18 protein-coding genes, 1 pseudogene and 1 riboswitch are annotated in these 17,936 nt (G+C 75.0%); of the genes and pseudogenes, 11 read left to right on the top strand and 8 right to left on the bottom strand.

Annotated features, from left to right (window positions below; translation table 11 throughout):
- Positions 1 to 177 precede the first annotated feature (177 nt).
- The 3 genes from BUB17_RS07575 to BUB17_RS07565 are packed head-to-tail and all read left to right on the top strand — an operon-like array spanning position 178 to position 3,775.
- Positions 178 to 1,305 (top strand): polyprenyl synthetase family protein, encoded by a 1,128-nt coding sequence (locus tag BUB17_RS07575; protein WP_141242944.1) that lies wholly within the window; start codon positions 178 to 180, stop codon positions 1,303 to 1,305.
- Complete coding sequence (gene crtI / locus BUB17_RS07570; protein WP_072915777.1) at positions 1,305 to 2,825, top strand: phytoene desaturase family protein; 1,521 nt, start codon at positions 1,305 to 1,307, stop codon at positions 2,823 to 2,825. Before BUB17_RS07575 ends, crtI begins: the two co-directional genes overlap by 1 nt.
- Positions 2,822 to 3,775 (top strand): phytoene/squalene synthase family protein, encoded by a 954-nt coding sequence (locus BUB17_RS07565; protein ID WP_072915774.1) that lies wholly within the window; start codon positions 2,822 to 2,824, stop codon positions 3,773 to 3,775. The genes crtI and BUB17_RS07565 overlap by 4 nt, the downstream gene beginning before the upstream one ends.
- Here the strand turns inward: BUB17_RS07565 and BUB17_RS27745 are convergent.
- From BUB17_RS27745 to BUB17_RS07550, 3 genes and pseudogenes are all read right to left on the bottom strand, one after another.
- Positions 3,772 to 3,936 (bottom strand): annotated as a pseudogene (locus BUB17_RS27745) (lycopene cyclase domain-containing protein); the annotation flags it as partial. The gene BUB17_RS07565 and the pseudogene BUB17_RS27745 sit on opposite strands and share 4 nt — an antisense overlap.
- Positions 3,937 to 3,977: 41 nt before the next feature.
- Positions 3,978 to 4,328: a lycopene cyclase domain-containing protein gene (locus tag BUB17_RS07555; protein WP_072915769.1), complete on the bottom strand. Its 351-nt coding sequence runs from the start codon at positions 4,326 to 4,328 to the stop codon at positions 3,978 to 3,980.
- Between the two features lie 25 nt (positions 4,329 to 4,353).
- Positions 4,354 to 4,677 carry an Rv2175c family DNA-binding protein gene (locus BUB17_RS07550; protein WP_072915766.1) on the bottom strand — a complete coding sequence of 108 codons (324 nt, stop codon included), beginning with the start codon at positions 4,675 to 4,677 and terminating at the stop codon, positions 4,354 to 4,356.
- 77 nt (positions 4,678 to 4,754) lie between these two features.
- Positions 4,755 to 4,839, top strand: a riboswitch (ZMP/ZTP riboswitch).
- 27 nt (positions 4,840 to 4,866) lie between these two features.
- Here BUB17_RS07550 and BUB17_RS07545 point away from each other — a divergent pair.
- The 3 genes from BUB17_RS07545 to BUB17_RS07535 all read left to right on the top strand — a co-directional run bounded on the left by BUB17_RS07545 (position 4,867) and on the right by BUB17_RS07535 (position 9,495).
- Positions 4,867 to 6,381, top strand: a complete 1,515-nt coding sequence (locus BUB17_RS07545; protein ID WP_072915762.1) for a glycine hydroxymethyltransferase — start codon at positions 4,867 to 4,869, stop codon at positions 6,379 to 6,381.
- Between the two features lie 202 nt (positions 6,382 to 6,583).
- On the top strand, positions 6,584 to 8,581 hold the full coding sequence (pknB, locus tag BUB17_RS07540) for a Stk1 family PASTA domain-containing Ser/Thr kinase (protein WP_072915759.1): 1,998 nt from the start codon (positions 6,584 to 6,586) through the stop codon (positions 8,579 to 8,581).
- A 23-nt stretch (positions 8,582 to 8,604) separates the two neighbouring features.
- Positions 8,605 to 9,495 (top strand): deoxyribonuclease IV, encoded by an 891-nt coding sequence (locus BUB17_RS07535; RefSeq protein ID WP_083606133.1) that lies wholly within the window; start codon positions 8,605 to 8,607, stop codon positions 9,493 to 9,495.
- Positions 9,496 to 9,595: 100 nt separating this feature from the next.
- Here the strand turns inward: BUB17_RS07535 and BUB17_RS07530 are convergent, their stop codons facing one another.
- The 3 genes from BUB17_RS07530 to BUB17_RS07520 all read right to left on the bottom strand — a co-directional run bounded on the left by BUB17_RS07530 (position 9,596) and on the right by BUB17_RS07520 (position 13,199).
- Positions 9,596 to 10,606 carry a threonine aldolase family protein gene (locus BUB17_RS07530; RefSeq protein ID WP_244277018.1) on the bottom strand — a complete coding sequence of 337 codons (1,011 nt, stop codon included), beginning with the start codon at positions 10,604 to 10,606 and terminating at the stop codon, positions 9,596 to 9,598.
- A gap of 54 nt (positions 10,607 to 10,660) precedes the next feature.
- Positions 10,661 to 11,998, bottom strand: coding sequence for a class II 3-deoxy-7-phosphoheptulonate synthase (locus tag BUB17_RS07525; protein WP_083606132.1), 1,338 nt, complete (start codon positions 11,996 to 11,998; stop codon positions 10,661 to 10,663).
- Between the two features lie 178 nt (positions 11,999 to 12,176).
- On the bottom strand, positions 12,177 to 13,199 hold the full coding sequence (locus tag BUB17_RS07520; RefSeq protein WP_072915754.1) for a 6-phosphofructokinase: 1,023 nt from the start codon (positions 13,197 to 13,199) through the stop codon (positions 12,177 to 12,179).
- 85 nt (positions 13,200 to 13,284) lie between these two features.
- Here BUB17_RS07520 and BUB17_RS07515 point away from each other — a divergent pair, with 85 nt between their 5' ends.
- The 3 genes from BUB17_RS07515 (at position 13,285) to BUB17_RS07505 (ending at position 15,308) form a co-directional block, all read left to right on the top strand.
- Positions 13,285 to 14,163 (top strand): NmrA family NAD(P)-binding protein, encoded by an 879-nt coding sequence (locus BUB17_RS07515; protein ID WP_244277016.1) that lies wholly within the window; start codon positions 13,285 to 13,287, stop codon positions 14,161 to 14,163.
- A gap of 124 nt (positions 14,164 to 14,287) precedes the next feature.
- A complete protein-coding gene (locus BUB17_RS07510; RefSeq protein ID WP_208983334.1) occupies positions 14,288 to 14,671 on the top strand; it encodes a hypothetical protein in 384 nt (127 codons plus the stop codon).
- Position 14,672: 1 nt separating this feature from the next.
- The gene (locus tag BUB17_RS07505) at positions 14,673 to 15,308 is read left to right on the top strand and encodes a helix-turn-helix domain-containing protein (RefSeq protein ID WP_072915746.1); all 636 of its coding nucleotides are present in this window, start codon (positions 14,673 to 14,675) and stop codon (positions 15,306 to 15,308) included.
- Positions 15,309 to 15,341: 33 nt separating this feature from the next.
- Here BUB17_RS07505 and BUB17_RS07500 read toward each other — a convergent pair whose 3' ends face one another.
- Positions 15,342 to 15,827 carry a polyadenylate-specific 3'-exoribonuclease AS gene (locus BUB17_RS07500; RefSeq protein ID WP_072915743.1) on the bottom strand — a complete coding sequence of 162 codons (486 nt, stop codon included), beginning with the start codon at positions 15,825 to 15,827 and terminating at the stop codon, positions 15,342 to 15,344.
- Positions 15,828 to 15,897: 70 nt separating this feature from the next.
- Here BUB17_RS07500 and BUB17_RS07495 point away from each other — a divergent pair, with 70 nt between their 5' ends.
- Positions 15,898 to 16,200 (top strand): DUF6221 family protein, encoded by a 303-nt coding sequence (locus BUB17_RS07495; protein WP_012949357.1) that lies wholly within the window; start codon positions 15,898 to 15,900, stop codon positions 16,198 to 16,200.
- A gap of 103 nt (positions 16,201 to 16,303) precedes the next feature.
- Here BUB17_RS07495 and BUB17_RS07490 read toward each other — a convergent pair whose 3' ends face one another.
- Entirely contained in the window at positions 16,304 to 17,068 is a 765-nt protein-coding gene (locus BUB17_RS07490) for a lysophospholipid acyltransferase family protein (protein WP_244277014.1), read from the bottom strand.
- A 170-nt stretch (positions 17,069 to 17,238) separates the two neighbouring features.
- On the opposite strand from BUB17_RS07490, the gene BUB17_RS07485 reads away from it, so the two are divergent.
- Complete coding sequence (locus BUB17_RS07485) at positions 17,239 to 17,919, top strand: hypothetical protein (protein WP_072915741.1); 681 nt, start codon at positions 17,239 to 17,241, stop codon at positions 17,917 to 17,919.
- The last annotated feature ends 17 nt before the right edge of the window (positions 17,920 to 17,936 follow it).

The raw sequence follows: 17,936 nt of genomic DNA, 5'->3' as shown, positions 1-17,936 counted from the left end.
ACAGCGAGGATACGGACCGGCCACCCCCGGAGCCGCGCTGCATCCGGACCGCGCCATTCCGCCGAAGGACCCCCGGCACCGCTGCACCCCCGGCCCCAGGAGGCTCGACCCGTGGCCCTGACCCACTCCACCCCGATCCCGGCCGCGCCAGATCAGGTCGCGCGCGATACTCGCTCCGTGATCGCCCGGGCGCAGCAGCGCGAGACTCCCGTCCTCCGCCCGGCTCCCCCGCCGGCCGCCGCCGAGATCGACCGCGTCCGGGCGGCCGTCTCCACCGCCCTGCTGGACTTCCTGAACGTCCAGCGGCGCACCCTCGCGGCGATGGACGAGTCGCTGCTGCCGGTGGTCGACGAGGTGTGCGCCCTGGCCGACGGCGGCAAGCGGCTGCGCCCGCTGTTCGCCTACTGGGGCTGGCGCGGCGTCCGCGGCGACGGCCCGGGCGAGTCCGACGCCGCCGTGCTGCGGGCGGTCGCCGCGCTGGAGTTCGTGCACGCCAGCGCCCTGGTCCACGACGACGTCATGGACGGCGCGCTGACCCGCCGGGGCCGCCCGGCCACCCACGTCGGCTTCGCCGCCCGGCACGGCGACGGCGAGCTCGCCGGGGACGGCGACACCTTCGGCCTCGGCGCGGCGATCCTCGTCGGCGACCTCGCCCTGGTGTGGTCCGACGAACTGCTGCGCCGCTCGGGCATCTCCACCGCCGCGCTCTCCCGGGCCCGCGCCGTCTGGGACACCATGCGCACCGAGGTGACCGCCGGGCAGTACCTGGACCTGCTGCGCGCCGCCGGCGGCCTGCCCGGCGCCCAGGGCGCGCTGACCGTGGCCCGCTACAAGAGCGCCGGCTACACCGTGCAGCGGCCGCTGCAGCTGGGCGCGGCCATCGCCGGCGCCGGCGCGCGCGCCGCGGAGGTCTACACCGCGATCGGCCTGCCGCTGGGCGAGGCGTTCCAGCTGCGCGACGACGTCCTCGGGGTGTTCGGCGACCCGTCGGTCACCGGCAAGTCCGTCGACGACGACCTGCGCGAGGGCAAGCAGACGTTGCTGGTCGCCCTGGCCGAGGAGGCCGCGGACGACGACGGCCGGCAGCTGCTGGGCGAGGCGCTGGGCAACCCCGGGGCCGGGCCGGAGGAGTTCGACGCGCTGCGGGCGCTGATGGAGTCCACCGGCGCCCGCGCGCAGGTCGAGCAGCGGATCGCCGAGCGCACCGCGCTCGCCCGCACCGCCATCGCCGAGGCGCCGCTGGCCGACGACGCCCGGGCCGCGCTCGACGCGCTGGCCGTCGCCGCGACCACTCGCACCGCCTGATGGTCCGCACCGTCCCCGGGCGCACCGACCGCGTCGTCGTCGTTGGCGCCGGCCTCGCCGGGTTGTCCGCGGCGCTGCGGCTGCGCGGCGCCGGCCGGGAGGTCACGGTCGTCGAGCGCGGGCCCGGCCCGGGCGGGCGCGCCGGGCGGATCGAGGAGCGCGGCTACGCCCTCGACACCGGCCCGTCGGTGTTCACCGCCCCCGAGCTGGTCGCCGACGCCCTCGCCGCGGTCGGCGAGAAGCTCGAGGACCTGCTGCAGATGGTCCCGCTGGAGACCACCTACCGCGCGCAGTTCGCCGACGGCTCGCACCTCGACGTGCACGCCGACGTCGACGCCTTCGCCGCCGAGGTCGAGGCGCTGTGCGGGCCCGGCGAGGCCGCGGCGCTGCGCCGGTACCTGGCCGACCTGGCCGAGCTCTACCGGCTGCAGCTGACCACCTTCATCGACCGCAACCTCGACACCCCGCTGGACTTGCTCGGCCCCGAGCTGGTGCAGCTGGCCCGCCGCGGCGGCTTCGGCCGGCTGTCCCGGCACGTCGAGCGGTTCTTCAACGACGACCGGCTGCGCCGGCTGTTCAGCTTCCAGGCCCTTTACGCGGGGGTCTCGCCGTACCGCGCGATCGCCGCCTACGCAGTCATCGCCCAGCTCGACATCGGCGCCGGCGTCTGGCACCCGGTGGGCGGGATCGCCGCCGTCCCCCGCGCGATGGCCGCCGCGGCCGCCGACGCCGGGGTCGAGTTCCGCTACCACGCCGGCGTGCGCGAGCTGGAGGTCGGCGGGTCGCGGGTCACCGGCGTGCTGCTGGACGACGGCGAGCGGCTGCCCGCCGACGCGGTCGTCGTCACCGTCGACCGGCCGGAGACGCTGGTGCCGGGGTTCCGGCGGCTGCGGCGGCCGGTGTACTCGCCGTCCTGCGTGGCCGTGCACGTCGGCGTCCGCAGCGAACTGCCCGGCCAGGCGCACCACACCATCAGCTTCGGCGCCGCCTGGCGCGAGGTGTTCGCCGAGCTGACCCGGGACGGCCGCCTTCTCGGCGGGGGTCCCGGGGCTCGGCGGGGAAGGATCATGACCGACCCGAGCCTGCTGGTCAGCATGCCGTCGCGCACCGACCGCAGCCTCGCCCCCGAGGGCGGCCAGGTGCTGAGCATCGTCGCGCCCACCCCTAACCTGGACCCGCACAGCGGCGGCAACCCCGACCTGGACTGGACGACGCTGGGCCCCCGCTACCGCGACGAGGTGCTCGCGGTGCTGGAGTCGCGCGGGTGGACCGGCCTGACCGGCGCGATCGAGGTCGAGCACGTCGACACCCCGCTGACCTGGGCGGCGCAGGGCATGGCCGCGGGGACGCCGTTCGCCCTGGCGCACACCTTCGGCCAGACCGGCCCGTTCCGGACGCCGACGCTGCCCCGGCGCGGCCCGGAGAACGTCGTCCTGGCCGGGTCGTCGGTGCAGCCGGGCGTCGGCGTGCCGATGGTCGTCATCAGCGGCCGGCTGGCTGCGGAGAGGATCACCGGGTGACGCTCCTCGACCCGCCGCGGACCCAGGCCGAGCGGCAGGCCCGCCTCGACGCCGCCTATCGGCACTGTGCGGCGATCAACGCCGAGCACGGCAAGAGCTACCACCTGGCCACCCGGCTGCTCACCCCCGAGCGGCGCCCGGCGGTGCACGCGCTGTACGCCGCCGCGCGCACCGCCGACGACCTCGTCGACCACCCCGGCGCCGATCCGGCCGGCGACCTCGGCGAGTGGTCGCGCGCGGTGCTCGCCGAGCTGGAGGCCGGCTGGTCCGACGACCCGGTGCGGCTGGCGCTGGTGCACACCTACCGTCGGTACCGGATCCCGGTCGAGCACCTGGTCGACTTCCTCGCCGCGATGACCAGCGACCTCGAGGTCACCGGCTACGCCGACATGGATGCCCTCGACCGGTACATGTGGGGGTCGGCGTCGGTGATCGGGCTGCAGGTGCTCCCCGTCCTCGGCACCGCGCCCGGCGTGGCCCGCGAGGAGGCGGCTCCGCACGCCATCGCGCTGGGCGAGGCGTTCCAGCTGACCAACTTCCTGCGCGACGTCGCCGAGGACGTCGACCGCGGCCGGGTCTACCTGCCCGCCGACCTCATGGCCGCGCACGGCGTCACCCGCGAGCAGCTCGCCGAGAAGCGGTACGACGCGAACTTCCGCGAGCTGATGCGGGAGATGGCGGCGATCGTGCGCCGCCGCTACGACGACGCCGCCCCGGGGACGCCGATGCTCGCGCCGGAGTCCCGCGACTGCGTGCGCGCGGCCACCGCCCTCTACGGCGGCATCCTCACCGAGATCGAGCGGGCCGACTACCGGGTGCTCGACCGCCGGGTGCGGGTGTCCAAGCCGCGGCGGCTGGCGGTGTTCGCCCGCCGGTTGACCGCCGCCCAGCTGGCCAGGGTCAGGGTGACCATGGCGAAGCCGAACAGCAGGTCCTCGACCGGCGCGTAGGCGATCCGCGGGCCCCAGATCGCGTCCGGGTCGTAGGTGACGACTCGCAACCCGGTCAGCACACCGTTCATCAGCAGCTGGAACGTGATGATGATCGCGTAGGCCACCCAGAACACCGGCCGGGTGACCATGCGGGTGCGGTAGACGGCCAGGTCCAGCACGAGGACGGCGACGACCGCGGTGACCGCGAGGGCGCTGTAGCTCACCGGCCGGTCCCGGCTTCCTCGGCCGGGTAGCCGGCGTCCCAGCCCGTGACCCTGCGCACCGCCTCCAGCGCCAGCACCGAGCACAGCGGGACGACGAGGAAGAACAGCACCTCCTCCACCGGGATCCCCCCGGGCAGCCGGACGCCCAGGGTCAGCTCGCCGGAGTAGTCCCAGTGCCCCTGCGCGATCGCGTACAGCACCCAGACGACGAAGACGGCGAACTCCGGCACGACCGCGACCACCAGCCGCCGCCACCGGGCGTAGACCCGCACCCGCAGCAGGAGCTCGAGCGGCGCGGTGACGACCAGGCAGCCGACCAGCAGCGCGAGGTAGGTCAGCTGCCCCATGCCACTCCTCGCCCCGCCCGGACCCTCAGAACGCCAGCGCCTGGGCGCGTCGGGTGACCTCGGTGTGCCGGTCGCCGCGCAGCGCCTCGACGGGGGTGCCCGGCAGCGTCTCGTCGGCGCGGAACAACCACTCGAAGATCTCCTCGTCGGTGAACCCGCCGTCCTTGAGCACGGTGATCAGGCCGGGCAGGTGCTTGAGGACGGTGCCGTCCTGCAGGAAGTCGGCCGGGATCCGGCTGTTGCCGCTGCCCGGGACGGCCATGAGCTTGTTCTCGCGCAGCAGCTGGCGGACCCGGTTCGCTGAGACCCCCAGTACGCCGGCGACCTCCGCAGGGGTGAGCGTCTCCATGACGTCCGAGCCTATGACCCGCGGCGCCGGCCGCGCCGCAGGACGCCGGACCGTCGCCGGGCTGCCCGGATACGATGGCGCGGGGCCGTGACTGGCGCTGCTGAGGTGGACCACCACCGGGGAGCGGCCCGCACCACCCCGCCGGGCGCCTGGGCACCCATCCGTCCTCCCCTCGCGCTGGAGCCCGCCATGACCGACGCAGCCACGACCGACGCAGCCACGACCGACGCAGCCACGACCGACGCCACGACCGACGCCACTGCCTCCTTCGACGCCGGGACCGCCTCGGCCGCCTACCGCAGCGCGCTGCAGGTCATCGGGGCCGTCGAGCCCCGGGTGGCGGAGGCGATCGGCGCCGAGCTCGCCGACCAGCGGGCCTCGCTGAAACTGATCGCCAGCGAGAACTACGCCAGCCCCGCGGTGCTGCTCACCATGGGCAACTGGCTGTCGGACAAGTACGCGGAGGGCACCGTCGGGCACCGCTTCTACGCCGGCTGCCAGAACGTCGACACCGTCGAGGCGCTGGCCGCCGAGCACGCCCGCGAGCTGTTCGGTGCCCCGCACGCCTACGTCCAGCCGCACTCGGGCATCGACGCCAACCTCGTCGCCTTCTGGGCGGTGCTGGCCTCCCGCGTGGAGTCCCCGGCCCTGGAGAAGGCCGGCGTCCGGCACGTCAACGAGCTCACCGACGCCGACTGGGCGGCGCTGCGCCGCCAGCTCGGCGACCAGCGGATGCTCGGCATGTCCCTGGACGCCGGTGGCCACCTCACCCACGGCTTCCGCCCCAACATCAGCGGCAAGATGTTCGAGCAGTCCTCCTACGGCACCGACCCCGAGACCGGGCTGCTCGACTACGACGCCGTCCGCGCCCGGGCCCAGGAGTTCCGGCCGCTGATCCTCATGGCCGGCTACTCCGCCTACCCGCGCCGCGTCGACTTCGCGCGGATGCGCGAGATCGCCGACGAGGTGGGCGCCACGCTCGTCGTCGACATGGCCCACTTCGCCGGCCTGGTCGCCGGGAAGGTGTTCACCGGCGACTTCGACCCGGTGCCGCACGCCCACGTCGTCACCACGACGACGCACAAGTCGCTGCGCGGCCCGCGCGGCGGCATGGTCCTGGCCCAGCCGGAGTACGCCGACGCCGTCGACCGCGGCTGCCCGATGGTGCTCGGCGGCCCGCTGCCGCACGTCATGGCCGCCAAGGCCGTCGCCTTCGCCGAGGCCCGCCGGCCCGCCTTCGCCGGGTACGCCCAGCGCATCGTCGACAACGCCGTCTCCCTCGCCGAGGGGCTGAGCCGCCGCGGCGCGCGGCTGGTCACCGGCGGCACCGACAACCACCTGGTGCTCGTCGACGTCTCCGGCTTCGGCCTCACCGGCCGGCAGGCGGAGTCCGCGCTGCTGGACGCCGGCATCGTGACCAACCGCAACGCCGTCCCGGCCGACCCGAACGGCGCCTGGTACACCTCCGGCATCCGGCTGGGCACCCCGGCGCTGACCACCCGCGGCTTCGGGGCGGACGAGTTCGACCGCACCGCCGAGATGATCGTCGACGTCCTGTCGAACACGACGCCGACCGCCACCCGCGACGGCTCGCCGTCCAAGGCGAAGTACGCCACGGCCGACGGCCTGGCCGACCGGACCCGCGACGCGGCCGCCGAGCTGCTGGACCGCCATCCGCTCTACCCCGGCCTCGACCTGGCCTGAACCGCCCCACCGGCTGGGATCAGGTTCTCTGATCGTGGCGCGTCCTCCCTCACGTTTCGCGGTGAGGGAGGACGCGCGATGATCAGGGTCCCTGATCATCGCGGGGCACCTCGTGGCGGGTGTGACGGGTGAACCCGTCACACCGGCCGGCGCTCCGCGTGTACGGCCTGCGCAGGACGGAGGCGCTCCTACACTCGGCCGGGTGGACACCGCCGTGACCGACCCCGTGGTCGGCCTCGTGCTCGAGGGGAGATACCTGCTCGAGGAGCGCCTCGCCCGGGGCGGGATGTCCACCGTCTACGCCGCCACCGACCTGCGGCTGCACCGGACGGTCGCGGTCAAGGTGATGGCCGAGCACCTGGCGCACGACCCCACGTTCGTCGACCGGTTCACCCGCGAGGCGCGAGCTGCGGCGATGCTCAGCCACCCCAACGTCGTCTCGGTCAGCGACCAGGGCAGCGACCAGGGTCTCGTCTTCCTCGTCATGGAGCTGGTCCGCGGCCGCACCCTGCGCGACCTGCTGCAGGCCCGCGGCCGGCTCACCGTGGCCGAGGCATTCGCCGTCCTGGAGCCGGTGCTCTCCGGGCTGACCGCCGCCCACCGCGCCGGCATCGTGCACCGCGACATCAAGCCCGAGAACGTGCTCATCGGCGCCGACGGCGTGGTCAAGGTCGCCGACTTCGGCCTGGCCCGCGCACTCACCGGCACCGGGCAGACCAGCCACACCGGCGGCGTGCTCATCGGCACGGTCGCCTACCTCTCCCCCGAGCAGCTCGAGCGCGGCAAGGCCGACGCGCGCAGCGACGTGTACGCCGCCGGCGTCGTGCTGTTCGAGATGCTCACCGGCCACCCGCCCTACGGCGGGGACACCCCGCTGGCGGTGGCCTACCAGCACGTGCACCACGACATGCCCCGGCCGTCGGAGGAGGTGCCGGGCCTGCCGTGGGAGGTCGACGAGCTGGTCGCCCGGACCACCCGCCGCGAGCCCGCCGTCCGCCCGCTGGACGCCGGCGCGTTCCTCGCCGACCTCGAGGACGTGCGCACCGACCTGAACATCGAGCGCGTGCCGGTGCCCACCGGGCGCAGCACCGGCGGCCCGGAGACCCTGCGGCCGACCAACCGGCCCAGTCGCCCGACCCGGCACACCGGCGACCCGGCCGCCCCGCGCACCGAGGTGCTCGGCCCGGGCGGCACCCGGCCCGGCCGCGGCAACCGCACCTCGATGCTGCCGGGCACCGTCGGCAGCGCGGCGCCCGACGCCGGCGGACGGCGGCCCGCGCCCGCGCGGCCGCGGCCCGGCGTGCCCGCGCACATCCGCCGGCGCCGCGCCCGGCTCGCCGTCGCCCTCGTGCTGCTCACGGCGATCACCATCGGTGCGGTCGGCTGGTGGCTGGGCTCCGGGCGGTGGACGACGGTGCCGCAGCTGACCGGACGGGAGCAGGCCACGGCCATCGACCTGCTGCAGGAGGCGGGCCTGGACCCCGACTGCTGCGAGGAGCAGTTCAGCGAGGACGTCGCCGACGGCGTGGTCATCTCCGCCGAGCCCCAGGGCGGCGAGGCCATCCGCGGCACCGACGTCCGGCTGGTGGTCTCCAAGGGCCGCGAGCGGTTCGAGGCGCCGCCGGACCTGGTCGGTCAGCCGCTGGACGCGGTCCGCGTGGCACTCGAGGACGTCCCGGTGTCCATCCGCGAGCTGCAGGACTACGACGACAAGATCCCGGTCGGCCACGTCACCGGCTTCGAGCCCGAGGCCGGCACCGAGCTCAAGCGTGGCGAGGAGCTGGTCGTCTACGTCAGCCGCGGGCACCCGCCGGTGCCGGTGCCCGCCGTCGTCGGGCTCTCCCCGGAGCAGGCGACGACCAACCTCGAGACGCTGGGTTTCACCGTCGAGCGCACCGAGGGCCGCAGCGCCGACGTCGACCCCGGGGAGGTCATGGCGGTCAACCCGGCCGCCGGCCAGCAGGCGGCCTACCGGAGCACGGTCACCCTCCAGGTGTCCGCCGGGCTGCCGCAGGTGCAGGTGCCCGACGTGGTCGGCCGCAGCCAGCCGGAGGCGGCCGCACTGCTGCAGCAGGCCGGCCTGCAGGTCGAGGTCAGCCAGTTCTTCGGCGACCGCGTGTTCCGGCAGAGCCCGGCCGCCGGGCAGACGGTCGACATCGGCACCCCGGTGACGATCCTGGTGACGTTCGAACGGGACTGAGGACGCTGCCCACTGCTGCCGGTGTGCCACCGATCGGGGCGCACATCCAGATCAAGGGCGGGCTGGCCACGGGCGGGCTGGCCTACACCGACGCGGTCGCCGCGCGGGCCGTCCAGGTCTTCGTGGGCAACCCGCGGGGCTGGCGGCTGACGCCCGGCGACCCGCGGCAGGACGCACGGTTCACGGCCGGCTGCGCCGAGCGCGGGGTGCCCTCCTTCATCCACACGCCGTTCCTGGTCAACGTCGGCTCCCCCAGCGAGGCGACCGTCGAGCAGTCCGTGGCGACCATCGCGCACAACCTCGCCCGCGGCGCCCAGCTCGGCTGCCGGGGGGTCGTCGTGCACGCCGGGTCGGCCGTCGGTGCGGACCGCTACGAGGACGCGCTGCGCCAGCTGCACGAGCGGCTGCTGCCGGTGCTGGAGGCCGCGCCGGACGACGGCCCACGACTGCTGGTCGAGCCGACCGCCGGTGGCGGGAGGTCGCTGGCCGCCACGGTCGAGGACCTCGGCCCGTACTTCGCCGCCCTCGAGCACCACCCGCTGCTCGGCGTCTGCTTCGACACCTGCCACGCCTGGGCGGCCGGCCACGAGCTGACCGCGCCCGGCGGGATGGCCGCCACCCTCGACGCGCTGGAGGCGACGGTCGGCCCCGGCCGGCTGGGCCTGGTGCACGCGAACGACTCCCTCGACGAGTGCGGCTCCAAGCGGGACCGGCACACCACCATCGGCGCCGGCTCGATCGGCGTCGCCCCGTTCGCGGAGCTGCTGGCCCACCGGTCGGTGGCCGGCGTCCCGGTCGTCGTCGAGACGCCGAGCGAGCGGGACGGCGTGGCCTCGGCCGGGCACGCGGCCGACATCGCGCTGCTGTGCTCGCTGCGCGACGGCACCGCGGAGGTCCAGGCCCCCGCCGCCTGAAGAAGGACCCCCCTGCCCCCCACCACTCGCACGCTCGCGGCGGGACCCTGCACGGGGGCCGGCGAGACCGGCGATCCCGCCGGTTCCGCCCGGTGGTGGATCAGCGGTCGAGCAGCTCGGCGAGGACGTCGGCGGCGCGCTCGATGCCCTCGCGGTCGACGCCGAGGTTGGTCACCAGCCGCAGCCGGCGGGCGTCGGTCTGGCTGACCAGCACGCCCCGCGCCTTGGCGGCCTCGGCCACGGCCGGCGCCGGGACGCCGTCCAGCCGGACCAGGTTGGTCTCGACCGTCGCGGGATCGAGGCCGAGCCGCTTGGCCAGCAGCTGCGCGTGCTCGTGGTCCTCGGCCAGTCGGTCGAGGTGGAAGTCGAGGGCGTACAGCCCGGCCGCGGCGAGCACCCCGGCCTGCCGCATCCCGCCGCCGAGCCGCTTGCGCCACAGCCGGGCGGCGGCGATCCGGTCGGCCGAGGCGACGAGCACCGAGCCGACCGGCGCGCCCAGCCCCTTGGACAGGCAGACCGAGGCGGTGTCGGCGAGCCGGCCGTAGGTGGCGAGGTCGACGCCCGAGGCGACGTGCGCGTTCCAGATCCGGGCCCCGTCGAGGTGCACGTTGACCCCGGCCCGGCGGGACCAGTCCCAGAGCGCCTGCAGCTGGTCCAGCGGCTGCACCAGCCCGCCGCCGCGGTTGTGGGTGTTCTCCACGGCCACGGCGGCCGTCGCGGTCAGGTGCCAGTTGCCGTGCGGGCGCACCTGGTCGACCAGCTGCGCGGCGTCGAGCCGCCCGCCGTCGGAGACCACGGTGCGGGTGGAGATGCCGAACAGCACCGCCGCGGCACCCATCTCGTAGGTGACGATGTGCGCCTCGGAGTCGCAGAGCACCTCCTGGCCGGGCTCGCAGACCAGGCGCAGCCCGATCTGGTTGCCCATCGTCCCCGACGGCACGAACAGCCCGGCCTCGTGGCCGAACAGGCCCGCCACCCGCTCCTCGAGGGCGCGGATGGCCGGGTCCTCACCGTAGACGTCGTCCCCGACCTCGGCCTCGGCCATGGCCCGGCGCATGCCGGGCGTCGGCTTCGTGACCGTGTCCGACCGCAGGTCGATCAGATTGGTCACTGCGGCTCCGTCCAGAGGCTCGTCCCGAGCTTGCGAGGGATGAGGACGGGGTCCTTACCCACGCAGCATCTCCGCGACGAGGAAGGCCAGCTCCAGCGACTGGCCGGTGTTCAGCCGCGGGTCGCAGGCGGTCTCGTACCGGCTGTTGAGGTCCTCGTCGCTGATCTCCATGGCGCCGCCGAGGCACTCGGTGACGTCCTCACCGGTGAGCTCGACGTGGATGCCGCCGGGCCAGGTGCCCAGCGCCCGGTGGACGTCGAAGAAGCCGAGCACCTCGTCGACGACCCGGTCGAAGTGCCGGGTCTTGTAGCCGGTGGAGGACTCGTGGGTGTTCCCGTGCATCGGGTCGCACTGCCACACGACCTGGTGGCCGCTCGCGGTCACCTTCTCCACGATGGCGGGCAGGACGTCGCGGATCTTCCCGTTGCCCATCCGGCTGATCAGCGTCAGCCGGCCGGGGATGCCCTCGGGGTCGAGCCGCTCGACCAGCTCGGTCGCCTGCTCGGGGGTCGTCGTCGGGCCGATCTTGACGCCGATCGGGTTGGCGATCCGCGACATGAACTCCACGTGCGCGCCGTCGAGCTGCCGGGTGCGTTCGCCGATCCACACGAAGTGCGCCGAGGCGGCGTAGGGCCGGCCCTCGTGCACCCGCGTGAGCGCCCGCTCGTAGTCGAGGATCAGCGCCTCGTGGCTGTTGTAGAGCTCCACCCCGCGCAGCGCGGTGTCGTCGACGCCGCAGGCCTTCATGAACGCCAGGGCGCGGTCGATCTCGCGGGCGATCACCTCGTAGCGCACCCCCGCGGGGGAGCTGGCGACGAAGTCCTTGTTCCAGTCGTGCACCGCGTGCAGGTCGGCCAGGCCGCCGCGGGCGTAGGCGCGGATCATGTTCATCGCGGCCGCGGAGTTGGCGTAGGCGCGCACCAGCCGGTTCGGGTCGGGGATCCGCTTCTCGAGCACCGGCTCCAGCGAGTTCACCATGTCGCCCCGGTAGGAGGGCAGGCCCAGCGCGTCGGTGTTGGACGACCGCGGCTTGGCGTACTGCCCGGCCACCCGGCCCACCTTCACCACGGGCACGCTGGCGCCGTAGGTCAGGACGACGGCCATCTGCAGCAGCGTGCGCGTGGTGCTCTGCAGGTGCGCGTCGGTGTTGAGGTCGAAGGTCTCCGCGCAGTCCCCGCCCTGCAGCAGGAACGCCCGGCCCTGGGCCACCTCGGCCAGCCGCGTGCGCAGCTCGTCGACCTCGGTGGGCGCCACGATCGGCGGCACCGAGGAGAGGGTGGCGAGGACGGCGTCCAGCGCGGCACGGTCGGGCCACTCCGGCTGCTGGGCGACGGGCAGCTCCCGCCAGCGGTCCAGCTCGGGCAGCGAGGTCGCCGGGTCGGAGAGTGTCACGCCTCCAGAGGGTACCGGCGGGCTCGCCGCCACCCTCTGGAACGGCCCCCTGCAGCAGAAGGGCCCCTGCCCCCCACCGTGAGCGGACCCCGTCCAGGGCACCGCCCCGAGCGGAGCGGAGGGTGAGGAGGACGGGGTCCTTCTTCCTGCAGGGGGCCGAGGGACGGGGGGGCCTTGCTCAGCCGAAGAAGACCTCGACCTCGGCGTAGCGCTCCACGGGGACGAGCTTCAGGTGCGCGGTCGCCTCGGTCAGTGGCACCCGCACGATGTCGGTGCCGCGCAGCGCGACCATCACGCCGGTCTCGCCGGCGTGCACCGCGTCGTGCGCGGCCAGCCCGAAGCGGGTGGCCAGCACCCGGTCGAACGGCGACGGGGTGCCGCCGCGCTGGATGTGCCCGAGGACGACGGCGCGGGACTCCCGGCCGGTGCGCTCCTCGATCAGCGAGGCCAGCGCGGTGCCGATGCCGCCGAGCCGGACGTGACCGAACGCGTCCTTCTCCCCCGTGGTCAACACCAGGTCGCCGTCCTTGGGCTTCGCGCCCTCGGAGACCACCACGATCGGCGAGTAGCCGGAGTCGAACCGGTGCTGGCAGTGCTCGACGACGGCGTCGACGTCGAAGGGCTGCTCGGGGATGAGGACGACGGTGGCGCCGCCGGCCATCCCCGCGTGCAGCGCGATCCAGCCCGCGTGCCGGCCCATCACCTCCACGACCAGCGTGCGGTGGTGGCTGTCCCCGGTGGTGTGCAGCCGGTCGATGGCCTCGGTGGCCACGCCCAGGGCGGTGTCGAAGCCGAACGTGTAGTCGGTGGCGTCCAGGTCGTTGTCGATGGTCTTGGGGACGCCGACCACGCGCACGCCGGCCTCGGCGAGCTTGGTGGCCACCCCCAGGGTGTCCTCGCCGCCGATCGGGATGAGCGCGTCGACACCGAGCCGCTCCAGCGTGGCCAGCACCCGGTCCCCGCCGCCCTGCAACGCGTAGGGGTTGGTCCGCGAGGTGCCCAGCACCGTTCCGCCGCGGGGCAGGATGCCGCGGACGGCGGCCAGGTCCATCGGCACGGTGTCGCCCTCGAGCACCCCGCGCCAGCCGTCCCGGAAGCCGACCACCTCGTCGCCGGACTGGACGCTCTTGCGCACGATCGCGCGGATGACCGCGTTGAGGCCGGGGCAGTCGCCGCCGCCGGTCAGGATGCCGATGCGCATGGTGCCGTCCTCCGGGAAGGGTCGCGCGCTGCCGGTCGTTGGCCGGTGTCATGGTGCAGGTCAGGGGCCGGATCGTATGCCCAGGATGATCGCTGTCACAGGTTGCACGGGTGCCCTCGGCCGCCGTGTCGTCGACCGGCTCGCCGGCCGGGACGACGTGCGCCCGCGGCTGGTCGTGCGCGACGCCGCCCGCGCGCCGCGGGTCCCCGGCGCCGAGGTCGCCGCCGTCCCGGCCGGTTACGCCGACGGCCCGGGCCTGACCGCGGCCCTCACCGGGGTGCACACCCTGTACCTGGTGTCGGCTGCCGAGGCCGAGGACCGGCTGCAGCAGCACCTCACCGCCGTCGCCGCGGCCGCCGCGGCCGGCGTGCAGCGCGTGGTCTACACCTCCTTCCTCGGCGCCGCGCCGGACGCCGTCTTCACCCTGGCCCGCCAGCACGCCGCCACCGAGGCGGCCCTGGCCGCGACCGGCGTGCGCACCACCGTGCTGCGGCACGCGATGTACGCCGACTTCGTGCCGTTCTTCGCCGTCGCCGAGGACGGGCGGGCGGTGATCGCCGCGCCGGCCGACGACGGGCGCGCTTCCTTCGTCAGCCGCGACGACCTGGCCGACGTCGCGGCCGCCGTCCTGGGCGACGACTCCCCCGCCCTCGACGGCGCCGTGCTGGACGTCACCGGGCCGGAGGCGCTGTCGCTGGACGACGCTGCCGCCGTCCTGGCCGAGATCACCGGCCGGCCCGCCGTCTACCGGCGTCAGACCGTGGCCGAGGCGTGGGCGACCCGGCGTCCGTCCGGGCACCCGGACTGGGAGATCGAGGGCTGGGTCACCAGCTACCGGGCGATCGCCGCCGGCGAGCTGGCCCGCGTGACCGACGTCGTCCCCGCGCTGACCGGACACCCGGCGCGGACGGTGGCCGAGCACCTGCGCGCCCACCCGGAGGACTGGGCCCACCTGCGCTCCTGAGCGCACGGGGGCCGTGCGGTCCGGAACCGCGGGTTGCGCCGTTCCGCCGCGCCGCGCTCCCGCCGCCCCGCCGCCTTTCAACGGTCCGTTGACAACGAGGCGTTGATGGTCGACCGTGGCGGCCGTGACCCCACCGGACGACCACGGGCAGGCCGCCGCCGAGTCCGCCGCGCGCACCCGGCTGCTCTCGGCCGGCGGCGCCGACCTGCCGCGGGCGCCCTGGCTGCGGGGCGGCCAGCCGCCGTCCGCGGTCGACCTCGTGCACCTCGCGCTGTGGCGGGCCCGGAGCGGCTCCGCCGACGACGAGGACCTCCTGGCGGCCCTGGCCCTGCTGCCCGCCGCCCGGGCCGAGCTGGACCAGCTCGAGGCCGCGCTGCTGTTCGCGGCCCGCTCGCACGGGCTGCCCTGGCGGCAGGTGTCCCAGGGGATGGGGTTGGCCTCCCCGCAGGCGGCCCAGCAGCGGTTCGACCGGGTCACCGGCCGCGTCGACGCCCGAGGGGACTCCTGAGGTGGCCCACCGCTCCGACCCGGCCGACCTGGCCCTGCACGGCGTCCGCGTCCTCGGCTTCCCGACGACCTCGCGCATCGCCGTCCGGTTCGGCGTCGACCGCGACACGGTCGAGGAGGCGCTCCTGGACGCCGAGGCGCGCGGCTGGGTCCGCACGCTCACCTTCGGGCCCACCAGCGGCTGGTCGCTGACCGACGCCGGCCGCGTCGAGGGCGAACGCCGGCTCGCCGCCGAGCTCGACCGGACCGGGCTCCGGGAGGCCGTCACCGCGGCGCACGCCCGGTTCCTCCCGCTCAACCGCCGCTTCGGCGCGGCCTGCACCGACTGGCAGGTGCGGCCCACCCGCCTCGACCCGATGGCCCTCAACGACCACACGGACTGGCGGTGGGACCAGCGCGTGCTGCGGACACTGACGTCCGTCGAGGGAACGTTCCGCGGCCTGTGCGACGAGCTCTCCTCCCACCTGGCCCGCTTCGACGGCTACGCCGACCGCTGGTCCGCGGCGCTGCGGAAGGTGGACACCGGACAGGGCGTCTGGCTCGACGCCCCGGACCGGGACTCCTGCCACCTGCTCTGGATCCAGTTCCACGAGGACCTGCTGGCCACCCTCGGCATCCCCCGCGGCTCGGACGGCTGAGCGGGCGGCTCGGAGCACGTCCGAGGGGCGGGGTCAACGGGCCGCGCCCTCCATCGCCCGCCAGCGGGCCAGGTTGTGGCGGGCGTCGACCAGCGCGTCGTGGGTGCCGCTGGGCCGCGGCGGCAGCGCCGGCTGACCGAGGTCGTCCCAGCGCTGGCGCAGCTCACGGGTGAACCGGGGGATCGGCCGCGGCAGCGCCGGCATCGCCCCCCACAGCTGGCACAGCGCCACGTGGTCGTAGGCGGCGTACCAGGCCCACAGGTCGATCTCCTCACCCGGGCCGGTGAGGAAGGCCAGCAGGTCGTCGCGGATGCGCTGCCGGCTGCGCCACGCCCGGTCGGCCGGCGGCGGCAGCTGGTCGAGCACGTTGCGCCGCACCCAGGGGATCGCCCGGCGCTCGTCGAACTCGGTGCTGACGGCGTAGAACTCGCGGCCGGCCTCGTCGACGACACCGATCGAGACGAGGTCGATGGTGGTGCCGTCCTCGATGAACTCGGTGTCGTAGAAAAAGCGCCGCACGCTCTCACGGTAGGTCCCGGCGTCCGCGGGCCGCGGCGCCGGCCGGGAGACGCCGGGCTAGCGTGCCCGGGTGAGCGCGCCGCACCCGGACCTGCCGAGCAGCATCCGCAACGAGGACCTCGTCGACTTCCTGCTCACCCGTTTCGACGAGGACGAGGAGGCCGCCCGGTTCGTCGCCCTCAGCGCGTCGCGGTCCAACGCCTCGCTGGTGGCGCACGTGCTGCGCGACGTCCGGGCCAAGCGCGACCTGGTGCGCTACTTCCGAGACCTGGAGCAGCAGGGCCCGCGCGGCGCCACCATGGAGCGGGCACTGCGGCTGATCGGGCAGACCTACGCCGAGCACCCGCACTACCGGGAGGACTGGCGGCCCTGAAGACCGGAGGGATCCCGCCGGGCCCGCTCGGCCCCGTCCCGCACCGCTGGCCTCCTGCAGGATCCCGCCGCGAGCTCGCGAGCGGTGGGGCAGGGATCCGTCGTCAGCCGGCCAGCGACTCCGGCGCCCGGTCGGCGGCCTCGTCGGCGGGCGGCTGCAGCCGGCTGACCACGTCGGAGGCGCTGGCCCCGGTGGCGTCCATCGACTTCTTCACCCGGGCGCCGTAGACGTCGACGTACTCCTGGCCGGACAGCGTCATGATCTCGTACATGATCTCGTCGGTGATCGAGCGCTCGACGAAGCGGTCGCCGGCCAGACCCTCGTAGCGGGAGAAGTCCAGCGACTCCCCGAAGCGGACGGTCACCGCCGGGAGGTTCCAGCCGACCAGCGGCAGCCGACGCCGGCGGTAGACCATGGCGACCGGCACGACCGGCACGCCGGTCTCCAGCGTCATCCGGGCCACGCCGGTCTTACCGCGGTAGAGCCGGCCGTCCGGCGACCGCGTGCCCTCGGGGTAGATGCCCAGCAGCCGTCCCTCCCGGAGCAGGCGCAGACCGGTCTGGATGGCGTCCTCCGCGGCCGAGGCGCTCGTCCGGTCGATCGGGACCTGCCCCGCGCCGGTGAAGAAGGCCCGCTGCAGGAAGCCCTTCAGGCCGGAACCGGTGAAGTACTCGGCCTTGGCCAGGAAGGTCACCCGCCGGCGCACCGACAGCGGCATGAAGACCCAGTCGGCCGCCGACAGGTGGTTGCTCGCGAGGATCGCCGCTCCGCGGGCTGGCACGTGCTCCACACCCTCCAGGTGTGGCCGGAACACCAGCTTCACGACCGGGCCGAGCGCCACGAACTTGAGGAACCAGTAGAACAACACGCCTCCCTCGGGGGCTGCCAGACTAGGGAGCCCGGGGGCGGGAGGACAATCCCACCCCCTCGCCGTCCCCGCCACACCCGCTCAACCGCCGGCCGTCGAGGAGGACCCGTGCCCGAGCCCGAGCCGATGACCGGAGTCGCGCCGTCCCTCCTGCCCCACCGGGCGAGCGCGTGAACACCCGCGGTCGCGGCCGACGGGACAACGGCCTGGACGCCGCGCTGTGGACCCCGCTGCGCGACGTCGACCCGCGGGTCGGCGAGCACCTGCTCGACGTCCTCCGCGACGCCGGGGTGGCCGCCTACCTGGAACCCTCGGCCGACGTCGAGCCCTACACCCGGACCGTCTCCCTGCCCAGCCCACCGAGCGACCGGCTGTTCGTCGACCGCGCCCGCAGCGGCGAGGCGCGCGCCCTGGTCGACGAGCACGCCGACGACCACGTGCAGGAGCGCCGCCGCGCCCGGCAGCCCGCGCGGCGCGACGTCGACGAGGACGCCGAGTGGGCCCGCATCGTCGCCGCCTTCGAGGCCGAGCACGGGCGCACCGTCGTCGACGAGGACCCCGCCGATCCACGACCGCCGACCCCGGCCGAGCCGTCGGTGCTGGACCGCCCGGAGGAGCACTACGAGCCGCCGCCGCCTCCGCCGGTGCCCGCTCCGGCGCCGGCCTCGCTGTACGCGGTGCTGCTGATCGCCGCCGGTGCGGTCCTGGTCGCCGCGCCGCGGGTGATCGGGCTGTCCGCGGACCTCGGGCTGGTGCTCGGGGTGACCGCCGTCGCCGGTGGGGTCGGGGTCCTGCTGTCCCGGATGCGCGAGCGCACCACCGACGACGGGGACGACGGCGCCGTCGTCTGAAGAAGGACCCCTCCCGG

This window comes from Geodermatophilus obscurus (genome assembly GCF_900143215.1).
Taxonomy (GTDB): Bacteria; Actinomycetota; Actinomycetes; order Mycobacteriales; family Geodermatophilaceae; genus Geodermatophilus; species Geodermatophilus obscurus_A.
The sequence above is the reverse complement of the archived record's forward strand: the minus strand, read 5'-3'. Positions and strand labels throughout refer to the sequence as shown.